The 19,002-nt window shown below is 74.4% G+C and carries 13 protein-coding genes; 2 read left to right on the top strand and 11 right to left on the bottom strand.

The features are described 5' to 3' along the window. Positions 1-25: 25 nt before the first annotated feature. On the top strand, positions 26-1,606 hold the full coding sequence (locus tag ACTMS0_RS18655; RefSeq protein WP_441156495.1) for a metallophosphoesterase: 1,581 nt from the start codon (positions 26-28) through the stop codon (positions 1,604-1,606). Between the two features lie 87 nt (positions 1,607-1,693). On the opposite strand, the gene ACTMS0_RS18650 is transcribed toward ACTMS0_RS18655, so the two are convergent. The 6 genes from ACTMS0_RS18650 to ligA form a co-directional block, all read right to left on the bottom strand. Then, complete coding sequence (locus ACTMS0_RS18650; RefSeq protein ID WP_441156494.1) at positions 1,694-4,051, bottom strand: transketolase-like TK C-terminal-containing protein; 2,358 nt, start codon at positions 4,049-4,051, stop codon at positions 1,694-1,696. Between the two features lie 116 nt (positions 4,052-4,167). Continuing rightward, complete coding sequence (gatB, locus tag ACTMS0_RS18645) at positions 4,168-5,661, bottom strand: Asp-tRNA(Asn)/Glu-tRNA(Gln) amidotransferase subunit GatB (protein ID WP_441156493.1); 1,494 nt, start codon at positions 5,659-5,661, stop codon at positions 4,168-4,170. Positions 5,662-5,674: 13 nt separating this feature from the next. After that, complete coding sequence (gene gatA, locus ACTMS0_RS18640; RefSeq protein WP_441156492.1) at positions 5,675-7,150, bottom strand: Asp-tRNA(Asn)/Glu-tRNA(Gln) amidotransferase subunit GatA; 1,476 nt, start codon at positions 7,148-7,150, stop codon at positions 5,675-5,677. Continuing rightward, a complete protein-coding gene (gatC, locus tag ACTMS0_RS18635; protein ID WP_088995614.1) occupies positions 7,147-7,452 on the bottom strand; it encodes an Asp-tRNA(Asn)/Glu-tRNA(Gln) amidotransferase subunit GatC in 306 nt (101 codons plus the stop codon). The genes gatA and gatC overlap by 4 nt, the downstream gene beginning before the upstream one ends. 215 nt (positions 7,453-7,667) lie before the next feature. Further along, positions 7,668-10,571 carry an EAL domain-containing protein gene (locus ACTMS0_RS18630; protein WP_441156694.1) on the bottom strand — a complete coding sequence of 968 codons (2,904 nt, stop codon included), beginning with the start codon at positions 10,569-10,571 and terminating at the stop codon, positions 7,668-7,670. Positions 10,572-10,713: 142 nt separating this feature from the next. Then, the gene (ligA, locus tag ACTMS0_RS18625) at positions 10,714-12,849 is read right to left on the bottom strand and encodes an NAD-dependent DNA ligase LigA (RefSeq protein ID WP_441156491.1); all 2,136 of its coding nucleotides are present in this window, start codon (positions 12,847-12,849) and stop codon (positions 10,714-10,716) included. Positions 12,850-13,028: 179 nt separating this feature from the next. Between ligA and ACTMS0_RS18620 the strand changes: the two genes are divergently transcribed. Then, a complete protein-coding gene (locus tag ACTMS0_RS18620) occupies positions 13,029-13,640 on the top strand; it encodes a type II toxin-antitoxin system PemK/MazF family toxin (protein ID WP_441156490.1) in 612 nt (203 codons plus the stop codon). A gap of 110 nt (positions 13,641-13,750) precedes the next feature. Here the strand turns inward: ACTMS0_RS18620 and ACTMS0_RS18615 are convergent, their stop codons facing one another. From ACTMS0_RS18615 to ACTMS0_RS18595, 5 genes are all read right to left on the bottom strand, one after another. Beyond that, the gene (locus ACTMS0_RS18615; RefSeq protein WP_441156489.1) at positions 13,751-14,761 is read right to left on the bottom strand and encodes an ADP-ribosylglycohydrolase family protein; all 1,011 of its coding nucleotides are present in this window, start codon (positions 14,759-14,761) and stop codon (positions 13,751-13,753) included. A 147-nt stretch (positions 14,762-14,908) separates the two neighbouring features. After that, positions 14,909-15,271 (bottom strand): VOC family protein, encoded by a 363-nt coding sequence (locus ACTMS0_RS18610; RefSeq protein ID WP_441156488.1) that lies wholly within the window; start codon positions 15,269-15,271, stop codon positions 14,909-14,911. A gap of 36 nt (positions 15,272-15,307) precedes the next feature. After that, positions 15,308-16,312 carry a methionine synthase gene (locus ACTMS0_RS18605; protein ID WP_441156487.1) on the bottom strand — a complete coding sequence of 335 codons (1,005 nt, stop codon included), beginning with the start codon at positions 16,310-16,312 and terminating at the stop codon, positions 15,308-15,310. Between the two features lie 94 nt (positions 16,313-16,406). Beyond that, on the bottom strand, positions 16,407-17,480 hold the full coding sequence (mnmA, locus tag ACTMS0_RS18600; protein ID WP_441156486.1) for a tRNA 2-thiouridine(34) synthase MnmA: 1,074 nt from the start codon (positions 17,478-17,480) through the stop codon (positions 16,407-16,409). A 195-nt stretch (positions 17,481-17,675) separates the two neighbouring features. Then, positions 17,676-18,848 (bottom strand): cysteine desulfurase family protein, encoded by a 1,173-nt coding sequence (locus ACTMS0_RS18595; RefSeq protein ID WP_441156485.1) that lies wholly within the window; start codon positions 18,846-18,848, stop codon positions 17,676-17,678. Between the last annotated feature and the right edge of the window lie 154 nt (positions 18,849-19,002).

Raw genomic sequence — 19,002 nt, 5'->3', positions numbered from 1 at the left:
TCGGCGGGCAGGTCAGAATCTCAGCATGGACGGGCAGCAGAACGAGCAGAACGAGGGCCGGGACGGCCCGGCCCCCGAGGCCGGCCGTACCCGGCGGTTCCCGCCTGGCGGGCCGACCGGCCGCCGGGCGGGCGGCCGGCGGGCCCTCCGCGCGACGGGTGTGACGCTGGCGGTCCTCGCCGTCGCCCTGGCCGGGGTCATCATCGGGGCGCTGGCCGGCGGCCGGGTCAGCACCGACATCGGGCCGTTCCAGGCGGACCTGACGGTGGCGCCGGCCCTCGCCGGCAGCACCACCGTCGACGTTCCCCCGCTCGGCGCGCTGCTGCTCGACAGCCACGACGGGCCGACCCACCTGACCGTGGAGCTGGGCGCGCTCGACCAGAGCCGCACCGAGGCGCTCCTCCACGACCCGGCCAGCATCAGCCAGGCGAGCCAGACCGCGGTGGACGACGTCCGGGAGGGCGTCATGCGGCTCGGTCTGCGTACGGTGGCCTCCGCGGTGCTGGTCACCCTGCTGCTGGCCCTGCTGGTGTTCCGGGACACCCGCCGGGCCGCCTGGGCGGGCGGGCTCGCGCTGGCGGTGACCGCGGGCAGCCTCGGCACCGCGGCGGCCACCCTGCGCCCCCAGGCCATCGAGGAGCCGCGCTACGAGGGGCTGCTGGTCAACGCGCCGGCCATCGTCGGTGACGCCCGCCGGATCGCCAACGACTACACCCGGTACGCGGAGCAGCTCCAGCGCCTCGTCGGCAACGTCAGCCAGCTCTACACCACCGTCTCGGCGCTCCCCGTGTACGAGCCGGACCCGGACACCACCCGGGTACTGCACATCTCCGACATGCACCTCAACCCCACGGCCTGGCAGCTGATCCGCACCGTGGTGGAGCAGTTCAACATCGACGTGGTGATCGACACCGGCGACATCACCGACTGGGGCAGCGAGCCGGAGGCGTCGTACGTCGGCGCGATCGGGCTGCTCCAGAAGCCGTACGTCTTCATCCGGGGCAACCACGACTCGGGCCGTACGGCGGCGGCGGTGGCCCGCCAGCGCAACGCGATCGTGCTCGACAACACGACCACCACCGTCGCCGGGCTGACCATCGCCGGCATCGGCGACCCCCGCTTCACCCCGGACAAGAGCACCTCGCCGGCGGGCAGCGGCCTGACCAGGGAGACCGCCAACCAGCTCATCGGGGTCGGCGACAAGCTCGCCGCGACGGCACGCAGCTCGCCCCGGAAGGTGAACATCGCGCTGGTGCACGATCCCGCGTCCGCCGGGCCGCTCGCCGGCACCTGCCCCCTGGTGCTCGCCGGCCACACCCACCGGCGCGAGGTGTCCAAGCTGCCGCAGGCGCCCGGTCAGGCACCCACGCTGCTGATGGTGCAGGGCTCGAGCGGCGGCGCCGGCCTGCGCGGCCTGGAGGGCGAACAGCCGACGCCCCTGTCGATGAGCGTCCTGTACTTCGACGACAAGGACAAGCTGCTCCAGGCGTACGACGACATCACCGTGGGCGGCACCGGGCAGGCCCAGGTCAACCTCCAGCGGCACATCGTGGAGGACCCGAAGGCCGGCGCCCCGGCCCCGGTCACCCCGACCCCGACCCGCTGATCCGGGCCGCCCCCGCAGCGCGCCGGGCCGGCGTCCACGGCGGCCCGCCGGGCATACGCGTCGACCGGGCGGCCTGCGGTCCCCGCGTCAGCGCAGGGACAGGGCGGCGAGGGCGGCGTTGACGATGCTGCCGGGGAGGAGGTCGTGCAGTTCGTACAGCTCGGTGACGCTGCCGGACTGGCCGAACTCGTCCACCCCGAGCGGCACCGCCGGGGCGCCGACCGCCGAGCCGAGCCAGGCCATCGCGTGCGAGGCGGCGTCGTGCACCGTCACCACCGGCACCCGGTCGGCGAAGGCCGACCGCAGGGCACCGGGGACGCTGGGAACCGTGGCGGTGCGGACGCCCTGCCGCAGGGTGCGCTGCCACGCCCGGTACAGGCGGTCCAGGCTGGTGACGTCCACGACGTGCGCGGCGACGCCCTCCTCGGCCAGTTCCGCGGCGGCGGCGAGCACCTCCGGCAGGACCGCGCCGGACGCGGCGAGCTGCACGACCGGGGCATCGGCCAGGTGCGGGTACGCCTGGTGGGCGTCGACGAGGCGGTACGCACCGGCGAGCACCTGCCGGCGCAGCACCGCGTCGCCGAGGCGGGCGCGGGCCGCCTCGAAGGGCGCCTGGTCGATCGGGCGGGTGCTGAGCCGGAAGTAGTACGCGCCGTCCTCGGCGGGCGCGGCGGTGGCGGCGGGTGCCGCTCCCTGGGCGATCTGGCCGAACGCGTCGCAGAGCAGCCAGTCCAGGGTGGCCGCGTACGCGGGCTCGACGAACGTGACCCCGGGCAGCTCCAGGCCGACGCTGGCGGTGATCGTCGACTGGTGGGCGCCGCCCTCGGGGGCGAGGGTGATGCCCGACGGGGTGCCCGCGACGACGAACCGGGACCCGGAGTAGGTGCCGTACAGGAACGCGTCGAGGCCGCGCAGCACGAACGGGTCGTACACGGTGCCGACCGGCAGCAGCGGCTGACCGGACAGGTCCCAGGACAGGCCGAGCTGCCCGAGCAGCAGGAACAGGTTCATCTCCGAGATGCCCAGCTCGATGTGCTGCCCCGCCGGGCTCTCGGTCCAGCGCAGCATCCGGTCCTCGCTCCAGGACCGCTGCGCGGTCGGGGCGAACACCCCGGTCTTGTTGATGAACCCGGCGAGGTTGGTCGAGGTGGCCACGTCCGGCGCGGTGGTGACCAGGTACCGCCCTACCTGCGGGTCGCGGGCCAGGTCGACCAGCACCCGGCCGAAGACCTCCTGGGTGGAGATCGGTTTGCTCGCGCGTACCCGCGTGGTCTCCGGGACCGTGACGCCCAGCGCCCGCGTGCGCGGCGCGCGGGACAGCGCCTCCCGGCGCTCGCCGGCCTTGATGCCGGCCGGGGACGCCGGGTCGAGGCGGTCCCACTCCGTGCCGGGAGTCAGGCCGTGCGCGGCTCGCAGCGCGTCGACCTGTTCGGTGGTGAGCAGCGCCGAGTGGTTGCGCGGGTTGCCGGCGATCGGCAGGCCCCAGCCCTTGACGGTGTACGCGAAGACGATGCTGGGCCGGTCGGTGACCGCGTCGCACTGGGCGTACGCGTCGAGCATCGCCTCCAGGTCGTGCCCGCCGAGGTCGGTGACGAGGGGGCCCAGCTCGTCGTCGGAGACGTCCGCGATCAGCTCGGCGACGCCCGCCGGGGCGCCGTCGAGGAACTGCTTGCGCAGGGCCGGCCCGGCCAGCCCGAACAGCGACTGGTACTGCTCGTTCGGCATCGCGTCGATCCAGCCGCGCAGCGCTTCGCCGCCGGGCCGGGCGTACGCCTCGGCGAGCCGCCGGCCGTACTTGACCTCCACCACGTGCCAGCCGGCCGCCTCGAACTGGCCCCGCCACTGGTCGATCCGGACGCCGGGGACGACCCGGTCCAGGGACTGCCGGTTGAAGTCGACCACCCACATGACGTTCCCGAGGCCGGTGGTCGCCGGGTCGGCGACGGCCTCCCAGATGTTGCCCTCGTCCAGCTCGGCGTCGCCGATGAGCGCGATGAACCGGGACCGCGGACGCTCGCCGAAGTGCGCGTCGACGTACCGGCGGGTGGCCGCGGCGAACAGCGGCGCGGCGGCGCCCAGACCGACCGAGCCGGTGGAGAAGTCGACGCCGTCGGGGTCCTTGGTCCGCGACGGGTACGACTGGAGGCCGCCCCGGGCGCGCAGCCTGGTCAGGTACGACCGGTCCAGGTTGCCCAGGAGGTACTGGATGGCGTGGAACACCGGGGAGGCGTGCGGCTTCACCGCGACCCGGTCCTCGGCGTCGAGGTGCGCGAACCACAGCGCGGTCATCGCGGTGACCAGCGAGGCGCTCGACGCCTGGTGCCCGCCGACCTTCACCCCGTCACCGGTGTCCCGGTCGTGGTTCGCGGCGTCGACGATGCGGGTGGCGAGCCAGAGCACCCGCCGCTGGATCTCGTCGAGGACGTCGAGGTCGTGCTGGTTCACGGTGACTCCAACCGGGCGTCGCCGTTGACGCCCTCCGAGGGGTGCGGGGTGTCGGGGGTGTTGAGAAGGGCCCCTTCCTCTACGCGAGGCGTTAAGAAGGGGCCCTTCCTTGCATGTCAGACGCCGAGGCGGTCCAGGATCAGTTCGCGGACGGTCTTGGCGTCGGCCTGGCCGCGGGTGGTCTTCATGACCGCGCCGACCAGCGCGCCGGCGGCGGCCGTCTTGCCGCCGCGGACCTTGTCGGCGATGTCGGGGTTGGCGGCGATCGCCTCGTCCACGGCGGCGGTCAGCGCGCCGGTGTCCGAGACGACCTCCAGGTTGCGGTTGGTCATGATCTCGGTCGGCGAGCCCTCGCCGGCCACCACGCCCTCCAGGACGGTGCGGGCCAGCTTGTCGTTGAGCTTGCCGGCGTCGACCAGGCTCTGCAGCTCGGCCACCTGCGACGGGGTGGCCCCGACGTCGGCCAGCTCGACGCCCGCCTCGTTGGCGCGGCGGGACAGCTCACCGAGCCACCACTTGCGGGCGGCGGCCGGGGTCGCGCCGGCGGCGACGGTCGCCTCGATCAGCTCGACCGCGCCGGCGTTGAGCACCGACTGCATGTCCAGGTCGGACAGGCCCCACTGCTCCTGCAGGCGACGCCGGTGCAACCGGGGCAGCTCGGGCAGGGCGGCCTTCAGCTCGGCCACCCATGCCGGGTCCGGCGCGAGCGGCACGAGGTCCGGCTCGGGGAAGTACCGGTAGTCGGTCGCCGTCTCCTTGGACCGGCCCGGCGTGGTGTCGCCGGTGTCCTCGTGGAAGTGCCGGGTCTCCTGGGTGATCCGGCCGCCCGCGTCGAGCACCGACGCCTGCCGGATCATCTCCGAGCGCACCGCCCGCTCCACCGAGCGCAGCGAGTTGACGTTCTTCGTCTCGGTGCGGGTGCCCCACTCCTGCCCGCGCAGGTTGAGGGAGGTGTTCACGTCGCAGCGCAGCGAGCCCTCCTCCATCCGCACGTCGGAGACGCCGAGCGAGCGGATCACGTCCCGCAGCTCGGTGACGTACGCGCGGGCCACCTCCGGCGCCAGCGCGCCGGTGCCGGTGACCGGCTTGGTGACGATCTCGACCAGCGGGATGCCGGCCCGGTTGTAGTCCACCAGCGACTCGGTGGCGCCGTGGATGCGACCGGTCGCGCCACCGACGTGCAGCGTCTTGCCGGTGTCCTCTTCCAGGTGCACCCGCTCGATGCCGATCCGGACCAGCTCGCCGTTCACCTCGACGTCCAGGTAACCGTCGACGCAGAGCGGCTCGTCGTACTGGCTGATCTGGAAGTTCTTCGGCATGTCCGGATAGAAGTAGTTCTTCCGGGCGAACCGGCACCACTCGGCGATCGAGCAGTTCAGCGCCAGACCGATCCGGATCGTCGCCTCGATGGCCGCCTTGTTGGCCACCGGCAGCGAGCCGGGCAGGCCCAGGCAGACCGGGCAGACCCGGGTGTTCGGCGCGCCGCCGAAGTCGGTCGGGCAGCCGCAGAACATCTTGGTGTTCGTGCCCAGCTCGACGTGGGTCTCCAGGCCGATCACCGGTTCGAAGCGCGCGACGACCTCGTCGTACGCGGGCAGTGTCGTCGTCATCGGTGCTCCTGCCTCACAGTGCCGGTGGGGTGAACGTGCCGACGGCGCTCTCCAGCGCGGCCGCGACCCGGTACATCCGGTCGTCGGCCATCGTCGGCGCCATGACCTGGAGCCCGACCGGCAGCCCCTCGGACAGGCCGCACGGCACCGAGATGCCCGGGCCGCCGTACAGGTTGGTCGGGATGGTGAACAGGTCGGCCAGGTACATCTGGTACGGGTCGGAGGTGCGCGCCCCGATCGGGAACGCCACGAACGGCGTCGTCGGCGAGATCAGCGCGTCGACCTGCTCGAACGCGGCCGTGAAGTCCCGGGTGATGAGCGTGCGGACCTTCTGCGCCTGCCCGTAGTACGCGTCGTAGTAGCCCGACGAGAGCGCGTACGTGCCGATCATGATCCGGCGCTTGACCTCGGGGCCGAAGCCGGCCTCGCGGGTCAGCGACATGACCTCCTCCAGCGACCGGTTGCCGTCGTCGCCGACCCGCAGGCCGAAGCGGACACCGTCGAACCGGGCCAGGTTGGAGGAGCACTCGCTCGGGGCGATCAGGTAGTACGCCGGCAGCGCGTACTTGAAGTGCGGGCAGGAGACCTCGACGATCTCGGCGCCCAGCTTGGTGAGCGTGTCGACCGCCTCGCGGAACGCGGCCGTCACGCCCGGCTCGGCGCCCTCGCCGGCGAACTCCTTGACCACACCCAGCTTGACGCCGGTCAGGTCGCCGGTCGCGCCGAGCTTCGCGGCGGCCACCACGTCCGGCACCGGGGCCGGGATGGAGGTCGAGTCGCGCGGGTCGTGGCCGCCGATCACCTCGTGCAGCAGGGCGGCGTCCAGCACCGTACGCGCGCACGGGCCGGGCGTGTCCAGCGAGGAGGAGAACGCCACCAGGCCGTACCGGGAGGTCCCGCCGTACGTCGGCTTCGCGCCGACCGTGCCGGTGACCGCGCCGGGCTGGCGGATCGAGCCGCCGGTGTCCGACCCGATCGCGAGCGGCGCCTCGTACGCGGCCAGGGCGGCGGCGCTGCCGCCGCCCGAGCCACCCGGGATCCGGCTCAGGTCCCACGGGTTGTGGGTCGGGCCGTACGCCGAGTACTCCGTGGAGGAGCCCATCGCGAACTCGTCCATGTTGGTCTTGCCGAGCATCACCGTGCCCGCGTCACGCAGCCGCTGCACGATCGTCGAGTCGTACGGCGGGCGCCAGCCCTCCAGGATCTTCGACCCGACGGTGGTCGGCACGCCCTTCGCGGTGAGCACGTCCTTGACCGCGACCGGCACGCCCGCGAGGGGGCCGAGCGGCTTACCGGCCGCGCGGCGGGCGTCCACGGCGCGTGCGGCGTCCAGCGCGCCCTCGGTGTCGACGTGCAGGAACGCGTGCACGCGGTCGTCGACGGCGGCGATCCGGTCGAGGTGGGCCTGCGTGACCTCGACGGCGCTGGTGCCGCCGCTGGCCACGAGTGCCGCGATCTCGACGGCGCTGAGCTTCGTCAGATCAGTCACGATGCCACATCCTCGTCCAGGATCCGCGGGACGCGGAACCGCTGCTCCTCGGCGTCGGGCGCGCCCGACAGCGCCTCCTCGGGGGTCAGGCACGGCGTCACCACGTCCTCCCGCAGCACGTTCGTCAGCGGCACGGAGTGGGAGGTCGGCGGGATGTCCGCCGCGGCGACCTCGCCGACCTGGGCGACCGCCTGGAGGATCACGTCGAGCTGGCCGGCGAAGGTGTCCAGCTCCTCCTCCGTCACGGCGAGCCGCGACAGTCGCGCCAGGTGCGCGACCTCCTCGCGGGAGATGGCGGCCATCGGTGCCCCCTTCGTGGCTGTCCTGCTGCGTCTGCCTACGCCGACCGCGCGGCGGTGGTGCGTGACGCGCGGTGACCGGAGCGAGTCTATTGTTCCGCTCCGGCGACGCGTCCCCGACTCCCCCTCCGACCCGCCACAGTTCCCTCGCGGCCCCGGCCCGGCCCGGCCAGCGGCTGTGACGCGGTCCAGCGACGCCCGCGTGTCCCGCCGCATGCTCAGCGCGCGTGTCGGCGCGGGATCGCGGTGTCCGGGCCGGCGGCCGGGCGGACCGGGCGGTACCGGGCCAGCCAGGCGACGAGTTCCTCGGCCGGCATCGGCCGGGCGTAGAACCAGCCCTGGGCGGCGTCGCACCCGGCCGCGTACAACATCCGCCAGGTGCGCTCGTCCTCGACGCCCTCGGCGACCACCCGCAACCCGAGCGCGCCGGCCAGCTCGATCATCGACGTGACGATCGCCGCGTCGTCGGCGTCCTCGGCCATGCCCAGCACGAAGGAGCGGTCGACCTTCACCTCGGACAGCGGCAGCCGGCGCAGGTGCTGCAACGACGAGTACCCGGTGCCGAAGTCGTCCAGCGCGATCCCCACGCCGAGGCTGTGCAGCCGCGAGATCGTGGCCAGCACCCGGCGCGGGTCGGCCATCAGCGCACCCTCGGTGATCTCCAGCTGGAGGCGCTGCGGCGGTACGCCGTGCCGCGCGAGCCGGTCGGCGATCCGGTCGGCGATCTCGCCGGTGTGCAGGTCCCGCACGCTGACGTTGAGCGAGGCACGCAGGCCGACGCCGGCCGCCGACCACTTCGCCAGCTGCTCCACCACGTCGTCGACCACGCGGAAGGTGAGCAGGCGCATCACGGCGCTCTGCTCCGCGACCCGGATCAGCTCCTCCGGGTCGACCATCCCCCGCCGTGGGTGCCGCCAGCGCAGCAGCGCCTCGACACCTACCACCTCCCCGGTCGCGATCGCGATCTGCGGCTGGTAGTACATCGTGATCTCGCCGGCGTCGGCGGCCGGCTCACCGGAGTGCCGGTCCGCCGTGTCGCCGCGGCCCCGACGGTGCGGGGTGCCGTCGCGGCGGCCGCCGGTGCCGTCCCGGCCCCGCGATCCGTTCCGTCCCCCAGCTTGAGGGCGGGCGCGGTCGTCGCGCCGCGCGGGCTCGGTGAGGTCGGCGGCGCCGGTCGCGTGCGCGGCGGCTCCGGCCGCGTGCGCGGCCCGGCGGCGGATCGGGTCGGCGGCGGTGACGATCTGCTGGATCAGCTCGTCGCCGTGCACCAGGTCGGCGCGCTGCCGCCGGCCACGCAACCGCCAGCGGCCGGTCCGGGAGCCGCCGTCCCGGGCCGCCAGTGCGGCGCCGTCCCCGCCCCTTGCGGTGGCCGGGACCGCGGCCACCGCGGGCCCGCCGGGAGCGAGCACCGGCTCGGTCACCTCTCCGCTCCGGCCGTTGGCCCCCGCGCCCACGGTCTCCGCGCCCACGGTCTCCGCGCCGGCCTGTCCGGCGTCGGTGTCGCCCCCCTCCGCTCCCGGTTGGCCGGCGTCGACGGTCGGGCCGCCGGCGTCCGGGGCCGGCTCGCCGGCCGGTCCCGCGTGGGCGGTCGCCGGGGCCGCGTCCCCGGTCCGCCGGGTCGCGGCACCCGCCGCGCCGTCCCTCCCCGCGTCGCCCGCGGCCGTGTCACCCGCCGCGCTGCCCGCGGCCGTACCGCCCGCCGCGCTGCCCACGGCCGTGTCACCCGCCGCACTACCCCCGGCCGTACCGCCCGCCGCTGTCTCGACGGTCGACGGGCCGGCCGTCGCCCGGTCGCCCGTCGGGGGTTCGGCGGCCGACGTGCCGGATTCCAGGACCCGGCGCAGGTCGGCCAGGAGCCCGAGCCGCTCGGCGGAGTTGTGGTCGGACTCGGCCGCGTACACGGCGACCGTGTCGTTGCGGTGCTTCGCGTCGTACATCGCCACGTCGGCGTGGCGCATGAGGGTGGCGAAGTCATCGCCGTGGTCCGGGAAGAGGGCGATGCCGATCGACCCGCCGACGTCCAGCGGCAGGCCGTCCAGCGGCACCGGCTCGGCCAGCGCCGCGACCACCCGGTCGGCCACCTCGCGCGCCTCGCCGACGTCGGTCAGCCCCGTCATCACGATGGCGAACTCGTCCCCGCCGAGCCGGGCGACCATGTCCCGCCCGACGACCTCGGTGAGGCGGGCGCTCACCTCGACCAGCAGCCGGTCACCCACCGCGTGCCCGAGCGCGTCGTTGACGTGCTTGAACCGGTCCAGGTCGATCAGCAGCAGCGCCAGCCGGGCGTGCGGTTCGCCGCGCGCCGCCCGCTCCGCGTGCAGGTGCAGTTGCTCGCCGACCTCGGCGAGCAGTGCCTTGCGGTTGGGCAGCCCGGTGAGCGGATCGAGCGAGGCGAGCTGCTGCTGCTCGACGCTCAGCCGGGCCATCCGGTAGACGGCGAACAGCGGCACGAGCACCAGCGGGATCAGCGCCGCGCTGGCTCGGGCGGCGGTGACCAGCACCGGGGCGAGCAGCAGCAGCGAGCCGGTGGACAGCAGCTCGAACCCCAGGCCCTGCCGCAGGCCGGGCAGCCAGCGCTCACCGAAGCGCAGCCGGACCGCCGAGCTGACCAGGCCGTAGTTGACGAGGAACCAGGCCACCGTGGCGGCGGCGACCACCGCCACGTCGGTCCACCGCAGCCGGCCGCCGTCGAACAGGTCGCCGGGGCCGAGGCGGGTGACGGCGTACGCGGCACCGAGCGCGCAGGCGTACTGCCCGGCGTTGAAGGCGGTCCGCCAGGGGGCGTAGCCCATTCGGACTCCCGACACCACCACGGCCACCGCCTGCACCGCGACCGCGGGGCCCAACCCCCAGCCGAGCAGGATCGCGAAGGTGAAGCACGTCGACGGGAACACCGCCGACGACTGGCGCCGCCCGGGCGGGACGAACGGACGGGCGTCGCAGGCGACGGCCAGCACGGCCATGGTCCAGAACGCCGCGGGCAACCGGGAAACCTGGTCGGCGAACGCGAGCAGAGGGCCGGCCGAGGCCAGCATGGCCACGGCGATGACCGCAGCCACGAAGACGGAGAACGGCGCCACCCGTCCTGGTGGGACGGAGTTGCGCGGGTCGGCGGTCTCCATCACACCTCCGGCGATCACGAACGGCGTACCCATGCGTACGCCGTGTCCCAATGAAACGCCCCAGGTACCGGGATTCCCCGTACGACAGTCACGAATCGGTCGTAGTCGTAATTAAGTTGGTATACGCGCGCAAGATCCCCGCTCAGCCCTCGACGCGGGCGACCTCGCGGGCGGCGTCCGGACCGGAGTCGAGCAGGACGCGGAAGCCGTCCTCGTCCAGCACCGGCACCTTGAGGCTCGCCGCCTTGTCGGCCTTGGAGCCCGGGTTGTCGCCGACCACCACGAAGGCGGTCTTCTTGGAGACCGACCCGCTGACCTTGCCGCCCCGGGACTGGATCGCCTCGGCCGCCTGGTCGCGCGAGAAGCCGGAGAGCGTGCCGGTCACCACGACGGTCACCCCCTCCAGGGGGCGGGGCCCCTCGTCGACCGCCTCCTCCGCCATCCGGACGCCGGCCTCGGCCCACTTGCGCACCACCTCGCGGTGCCAGTCGACGGCGAACCACTCGCGGATGCTCGCGGCGATGGTCGGCCCGACGTCCTCGACGGAGGCCAACTCCTCCTCGCTGGCCTTGTCGATCGCCTCGATCGACCGGAAGTGCCGGGCGAGCGCCTGCGCGGCGGTCGGACCCACGTGCCGGATGGAGAGCGCCACCAGCACCCGCCACAGGTCCCGCTCCTTGGCGACGGCGAGACTGTCCAGCAGCTTCACCGCGTTGCTGCCGAGGCTGCCGTCCTTGTTGACGAAGAACGGCGATTTTGCCAACTGGTCAGGACCGAGGGCGAACAGGTCCCCCTCGTTCACGATGACCCGGGCGTCGAGCAGCGCGGCCGCCGCCTTCTCGCCGAGCACCTCGATGTCGAGCACCTTGCGGCTCGCGAGGTAGGAGACCCGTTCCCGGATCTGCCCCGGACAGGCGCGGGCGTTGGGGCAGCGGATGTCGACGTCAGCCTCCTTCGCCGGGGCGAGCGGGGTGCCGCAGGCCGGACAGGTGGTGGGCATGACGAACGGCCGGGCGTCCGGCGGACGCAGGTCGACCACCGGGCCCAGCACCTCGGGGATGACGTCGCCGGCCTTGCGGAGGACGACCGTGTCGCCGATCAGCACGCCCTTGCGCTCGACCTCGCGGGCGTTGTGCAGGGTGGCCCGGGCCACCGTCGACCCGGCCACCCGGACCGGCTCCAGGACGGCGAACGGGGTGACCCGGCCGGTGCGCCCGACGTTCACGTGGATGTCGAGCAGCTTGGTGTTGACCTCCTCGGGCGGGTACTTGAAGGCGATCGCCCAGCGCGGCGCCCGGCTGGTCGAGCCGAGCCGGCCCTGGATGGAGACCGGGTCGACCTTGACGACCACACCGTCGATCTCGTGCTCGACGTCGTGCCGGTGCTCCGCGTAGTGGGCGATGTACTCCGCGACGCCGGTCAGGTCCGGCACGACCCGCCACCGGTCGCTGGTCGGCAGGCCCCACGCCTTCAAGGCCGCGTACGACTCGGACTGGGAGGTGGGCTGGAAGCCCCGGCGGGCGCCGATGCCGTGCACGACCAGGCGCAGCGGGCGGGACGCGGTGACCCGGGGGTCCTTCTGCCGGAGGCTGCCGGCGGCCGCGTTGCGCGGGTTGGCGAACGGCGCCTTGCCCTGCTCGACCAGCCCGGCGTTGAGGTCCGCGAACGCGGCGACCGGGAAGTAGACCTCACCCCGCACCTCGAGGAGCTCGGGCACCTCCGGGAACTCCGCCGACGATGTCAGCTCGCCGGGCACGTCGCGGATGCTGCGCACGTTGGCCGTGACGTCCTCGCCGGTGCGGCCGTCGCCCCGGGTGGCCGCCCGCACCAGCCGCCCCTTCTCGTAGGTCAGGTTGATCGCGAGCCCGTCCACCTTCAGCTCGCACAGGTAGGGAACCGGGCCGCCGGCGTCGCGTTCGACCCGATCGGCCCAGGCCGCCAGCTCCTCGTCGCTGAAGGCGTTGTCGAGTGACATCATCCGCTCGGCGTGCGCCACGGGGATGAACTCGGTGGAGAAGGCGCCGCCGACGCGCTGCGTCGGCGAATCCGGCGTGCGCAGGGCCGGGAACTCCGCCTCCAGCGCCTCCAGCTCCCGCAGCTGCCGGTCGAACTCCGCGTCGGAGATGGTCGGCGCGTCGAGCACGTAGTAGCGGTACTGATGTTCGGTCAGCTCACGGCTGAGCGTCGCGTGCCGCTCCCGTGCCTCCGGGGTCGGCTCGGCGCCGGCCGCCGCCTCCTGCGCCGGACTGACCTGCTGGCCGATGACGTCGTCGGACACCGCCGTGACCTCCCGTTGTTCCGTTACCCGGCACGGTATCGGCAGGGTGGGACACTCCGCCGGCCACCCGCCGCGCCAGGAGGGGCGACCCCGCCCGGAACGTGCGAGGATCGCCGGACGACGCGCCGGCCGGTCCCGACGGGCCGTCGCGGCGCCGACTCGTGATCAAGGGGGTACGCGTGCCCGACTGGCTGCTCTGGGCGGCGGCGATCGTGCTGGCCGTGACGGCCGGCTGGGCGTGGAACGAGTGGCGGCACCGCGCCGGACGCCACTCCCCGGGGCCCGGCGACACCCGCCCCGAGGCGCCCGGCGGCACCCGGGGCTGGGGCGGCGGCACCCGGGGCGGGGGCGGCGGCACCCGACCCGGCGGAGGTGGTGGCGCCGGCGGGCGTGGCGACACCGGCACCCGCACCCGCCGGGGTGCCCGCGACCGTACCGCCGCCCCGCCCCGTCCGCGTACCGGTGAAGCGACGCCCGCCCGGGCGCCCCGCCCCGGGGAGATCTGGTGGGCCGACGTCCCGTACGCCGACGGCAGCGGCTCGAAGGTCCGCCCCTGCCTGGTGCTGCGCGCGGACGAGCGGGGCGCCGACGTCCTGAAGATCACCAGCCAGGACAAGAGCGAGCGGGACGACCACGTCCCGATCCCGACCCGGGACTGGGACGCGGACGCCGACCACGACAGCTTCGTCAAGCTCACCGAACCGGCCCGCATCCCGCTCACCGACTTCGCCAACCAGGCCGGCACCTGCGACCCGACCCTCTGGCGCCGAATCCGCCGCCACCCCCACTGACCCGCCCCGCCCCGCCCTCTACGCGTTGATCAAGAGGTTTTCGTCAGCCGAGCCGCTCCCATGCGCCGAAAACCTCTTGATCAACAGGCCGGGTCGGGGCCGGGCGCTCGTCAGGGGTGTCGGGTGGGGAGGGTGCTCAGGGTGAAGAGCTGGTCAGCGTACTCGATGCGGGTGGCCCAGTCGGCGGGCCAGGCGGGCGTGCCGAGGGCCGCGCCGACGAAGGCGCCGGCCAGCGCGGCGATGGAGTCCGAGTCGCCGGCGGTGGTGGCGCCGCGCGCCAGGGCGGCGACCGGGTCGTCGGCGTGCCGGATCGCGCAGTACAGGGCCGTGGCGAGTGCTTCCTCGGCGATCCAGCCCTCGCCGGTGTGCCGGCAGGGGTCGCCGCCGTCGTCGGGCCCGGCCAGCGCCGTCCGGAGGCGGTCGAGGATCGCGTCGCACTCGTCCCACCCGGCGGCGATGAAGGCCTTCGGGGTGGCGGCACGGGCGACCTGCCACAGGTCACCGAGCCACTCCTCCCGGTAGATCCCCCGCTGCTCCCGGGCCCGCTCCGCGAGCAGCGCCGGCACCTCGGCCGGCACGGTGCCGTCGCGCAGCAGCCGCACCGCGTACGCGGTGAGCTCGCTGGCCGCCAGACCCGTCGGGTGGCCGTGCGTCAACCCCGCCTGCAGCTGGGCCAGCCCGGCGAGCGTGTCGAGGTCGACGTCGAGCAGACCGACCGGGGTGACCCGCATGTTCGCTCCGCAGCCCTTCGACCCGATGACGGTCGCGTGCTGCCAGCGGGTCCCCCGGGCCAGTTCCGCGCACGCCCGCAGGCAGGTCACGCCGGGGGCCCGATCGTTGTCCGGGCTCACCGACCAGGCCACGAACCGCCGCCGCAGCAGCGGCTCCACCGTCTCCGGCGCGAGCTGCGGGGCCTCGTGCAGCGCCCAGCCGACCGCCAGAGCCATCTGGGTGTCGTCGGTGACCAGGGCGGGGTCGCCGATCAGCTCGCGCGGGCCGGCCGGCCCGTACCGTCGGGTGATCTCGGCGACGGTCAGGAACTCGGTCGGCTTGCCGAGCGCGTCACCGTAGGCGAGGCCGAACAGCGAGCCCGCGGCCCGCCGGAGGGAGGGGTCGGTCATTCCCGCGATCATGCCGTCCACTGACGACCTCCGCCAGCCCCAGCGGACACCGGCCGACGCGCGCGTCGCGGGCCGAGATCGTGGAGCGTGCGGACCGCCGGGGCTGAGGGCAGCCCAGGGCCTCTGAGCGGCCGGCGGCGCGGCGGCTCAGACGTTGAAGACCAGGCAGAACGGGTGGCCGGCGGGGTCGGCGTAGACCCGGAAGTCCTGCCCACCGCCCGGCAGGCGGCGCGCCCCGAGCGCGAGCACCTGCTTCTCGGCCGCCTCCACGTCCTCGACCTGCACGTCGAGGTGGAACTGCTGGGGGATGCCCGGCTCCGGCCAGGTCGGCGGGCGTAGGTTGAGCGCCTGCTGGAAGGCGAGGCGGTGCCCGTTGCCCGAGATCACCACCCAGCCGTCACCATCGGTCCCCTCCGGGTCGAACGGCAGGCCGAGCAGCTCGGAGTAGAACGCCGCCAGGGCCCGTGGATCGGGGCAGTCGATCACCACTGAGCGCAGCTGTCCAATCATGCCAGCCATCCTGCCCCGCCCGTACGACAGGAAACCTCAGTCTTCGGCCAGCCGCCGTCCAGCGTCCCGGACGGCGGTGAGCACCGCCCGGACGTACTGCGGGGTGGCGTTCGCGAGCCCGCAGGTCGGGGTGACGACCACCTGCTCGGCGAGCCGGCGGCGCGGGAACCCGAGGCGGTCCCAGAGCTGGCGTACCCGGTCGGCCACCTGCGCCGACGTCGGCGGGCGACCGCCGGACGGCGGTCGGGTCGGCGCGGCGCCGGCCAGCAGCCCGAGCCCGGCGTCGAGTGCCTCGCCCAGCGGATCCAGGTCGGTGACGAAGCTGAGGTCGAGCGCGACGCCCGCCGCGCCGGCATTCCGGATCAGCTCCAGCGGCACGTCGGGCGCGCAGCAGTGCACGACCACCGGCACCCCGGCGGCCTCGACGACGTCGCGGAGCAGCGCGCCGGCCACCCCCGGCTCCACCGCCCGGTACGTGCCGAAGCCGCTCTCGGTCGGCACCCGCCCGGCGAGCACCGTGGGCAGTGACGGCTCGTCCACCTGCAGCAGCACCGACGCCCGGGGCAGGCGGCGGGCGACGGCGGCGACATGCTCGCGGACCCCCTCGGCGAGCGACCCGGTCAGGTCCCGCACGGCGCCCGGATCGCGCACCATCCGACCGCCGATCGGCAGCTCCAGCGACGCGGCCAGGGTGAACGGCCCGCCGACCTGGATCTTGATCGGGCCGGAGTACGTCTCGGCCTGCTCGGCGAGCTGGTCGAGGTCGCGTTCCAGCAGGTCCCGTGCGCGGCGCAGGTCCCGCCCCGGCCGGGGCGCGATGCGCCAGCGGGCCGCGTACAGCTCCACGGGCAGCTCCACCAGCAGGCCGGCCGTGCGGCCGATCAGGTCCGCGCCGGGACCGCGGGCGGGCAGCTCCGGCAGGTGCGGCAGCGCGGGAAGCTCACCGAGGACCATCCGCTGGGCCTCGGCGATGTCGGTGCCCGGCAGCGACCCGATGCCGGTCGCCGCCCCGGCCGGCCACGGCCACTCCTGATCTGTCACGGCCCGAAGACTATCCGGTACGCCGTACCGCGCCGCCCGGACCACCGACCCCGGTACGGCCGTGGCAGGAATCGGCCCGCCACCTCGCGCCGGGTCAGCCGGCGATCGTGGCGGAGCCGAGCACGACGTCACCCGCCGGGTCCGGCCGGTACGCGACGATCGCCTGGCCGGCCGCGACGCCCCGGACCGGGCGGCGCAGCTCGGCCCGCAGGCCGTCGGCGGTCACCGTCACCGTGGCGGGCACCACGTCGCCGTGGGCGCGCAGCTGCACGTCGCACTCGACCGGCCCGTCCGGGCGCGCCCCACCGGTCCACACCGGACGGCCGGCATCGACCTGCGACACCTCCAAGGCCTCGGCCGGGCCGACCGTCACCGTGTTGGTCTTCGGGGTGATTGACAGGACGTAGCGCGGGCGGCCGTCCGGCGCCGGCCGGTCCAGGTGCAGGCCCCGCCGCTGGCCGACGGTGTACGCGTACGCCCCGGTGTGCGTGCCCACGACGGCGCCGGTGGTGGCGTCGACGACGTCGCCGGGCGCCTCGCCGAGCCGCTGGGCGAGGAAGCCGCGGGTGTCCCCGTCGGCGATGAAGCAGATGTCGTGCGAGTCCGGCTTGTCGGCCACGGCCAGCCCGCGGCGCGCCGCCTCCTCCCGGACCTGCGCCTTCGTCGAGTCCCCCAGCGGGAACATCGACCGGTCCAGCTGCTCGCGGGTGAGCACGGCGAGGACGTACGACTGGTCCTTGGCCAGGTCGACGCTGCGCCGCAGCAGCCCGTCCGGGCCGAGCCGGGCGTGGTGGCCGGTGACCACCGCGTCGAACCCCAGGGCGACCGCCCGGTCCAGCACCGCCGCAAACTTGATCTTCTCGTTGCAGCGCAGGCAGGGATTCGGCGTACGGCCGGCCGCGTACTCGGCGACGAAGTCGTCCACCACGTCGGCGTGGAACCGGTCGGCCAGGTCCCAGACGTAGAACGGGATGCCGATGACGTCGGCGGCCCGACGGGCGTCCCGCGAGTCCTCGAGGGTGCAGCAGCCCCGGGCGCCGGTGCGGTACGTCTGCGGGTTACGGGCGAGCGCCAGGTGCACGCCGGTCACGTCGTGCCCCGCCTCGACAGCGCGCGCCGCCGCCACGGCGGAGTCCACGCCGCCCGACATCGCCGCCAGCACCCGCACCACACACCACCCTTCCCAATCTCCCACCCGAGCGTAACCACTCCGCGGCCCCGCCTCGCACTCCCCGCACCACCCCTGCGACCCACCCCACCCCGCACGCTCCCGCAAGACCCCGCCGATCTTGCACTTTCTGCCCGGGCAGAAGCCCCGAACAAGGACATAGCGGGGGCAGAAACTGCAAGATCGCGGAAAGGGTCAGCGGGTGCGGTAGCTGGCGGCGCGGCGGGCACGGTCGACCGCTGCCGGGAGGGCGGCGATCAGGGCGTCGATCTCCGACGCGGTGCTGGTGTGGCCGAGGGTGAAGCGCAGGGAGGAGCGGGCGCGGTCGTCGTCGGCGCCCATCGCCAGCAGGACGTGCGACGGCTGGGCCACGCCCGCCGAGCAGGCCGAGCCGGTGGAGCAGGCGATGCCCTGCGCGTCGAGCAGGAGCAGCAGCGCGTCGCCCTCGCAGCCGGGGAAGGAGAAGTGGGCGTTGCCGGGGAGCCGGTCCACCGGGTCGCCGTTGAACACGACCTCCGGCACCGCCTGCCGGACCCGCACGACCAGGTCGTCACGGAGGGCGGCGACGCGGGCCGCGTACTCCTGCTGACGCTTGACCGCCGTCTCCACCGCGACCGCGAAGGCGACGATGCCGGCGGTGTCGAGCGTGCCGGAACGGACGTCGCGCTCCTGGCCACCGCCGTGCAGCAGCGGGGTGGCGGCCACGTCGCGGGCGAGCAGCAGCGCGCCCACCCCGGCCGGCCCGCCGAGCTTGTGCCCGGTCACGGTGAGCGCGGAGACCCCGCTGGCGGCGAAGTCGACCGGCACCTGGCCGACCGCCTGGATCGCGTCGGTGTGGAACGGCACCCCGTACTCGGCGGCGACCGCCGCCAGCCCGGCGACCGGCTGGACGGTGCCGACCTCGTTGTTCGCCCACATCGTGGTCACCACGGCGACCCGGTCGCCGTGCGCGGTCAACTCCGCGCGGAGCTGGTCCGGGCCGACCCGTCCGACGGCGTCCACGGCGAGCAGACCCACCTCGGCGCCCTCGTGGGCGGCGAGCCAGTCGACCGCGTCGAGCACGGCGTGATGCTCGACGGCGCTGGAGACCACCCGCGTCCGCCGGCCGTCGGCGGCCCGCCGCGCCCAGAAGACGCCCTTCACCGCGAGGTTGTCACTCTCCGTCCCGCCGCCGGTGAAGATCACCTCGGAGGGTCGGGCACCCAGCGCGGCGGCGACCCGCTCCCGCGACTCCTCCACCCTCCGGCGGGCACGGCGGCCCGCCGCGTGCAGGGAGGACGCGTTGCCGACCTCGCGGGCGGTGGCGACGTACGCCTCCAGTGCCTCGTCGAGCATCGGAGTCGTCGCCGCGTGATCCAGGTAAGCCATCAGGGTTCAGCCTAACGACCGGCCCGGCACCCGCCGGACGCCGGAGTACGCAGGCTGCGAACGGCGGAGGTCGCCCGGGTACGCCGGAGCCGGGGCGGGAGGCGTCGCACGGCGCAAACGGCCGGCTGCACCTGCACGTGGCGAATCTCCCGGA

Source organism: Micromonospora sp. H33 (assembly GCF_052068455.1).
Classification (GTDB): Bacteria; Actinomycetota; Actinomycetes; order Mycobacteriales; family Micromonosporaceae; genus Micromonospora.
Note: the sequence above shows the minus strand (reverse complement) of the source record. Positions and strands in the feature narration are given on the sequence as shown.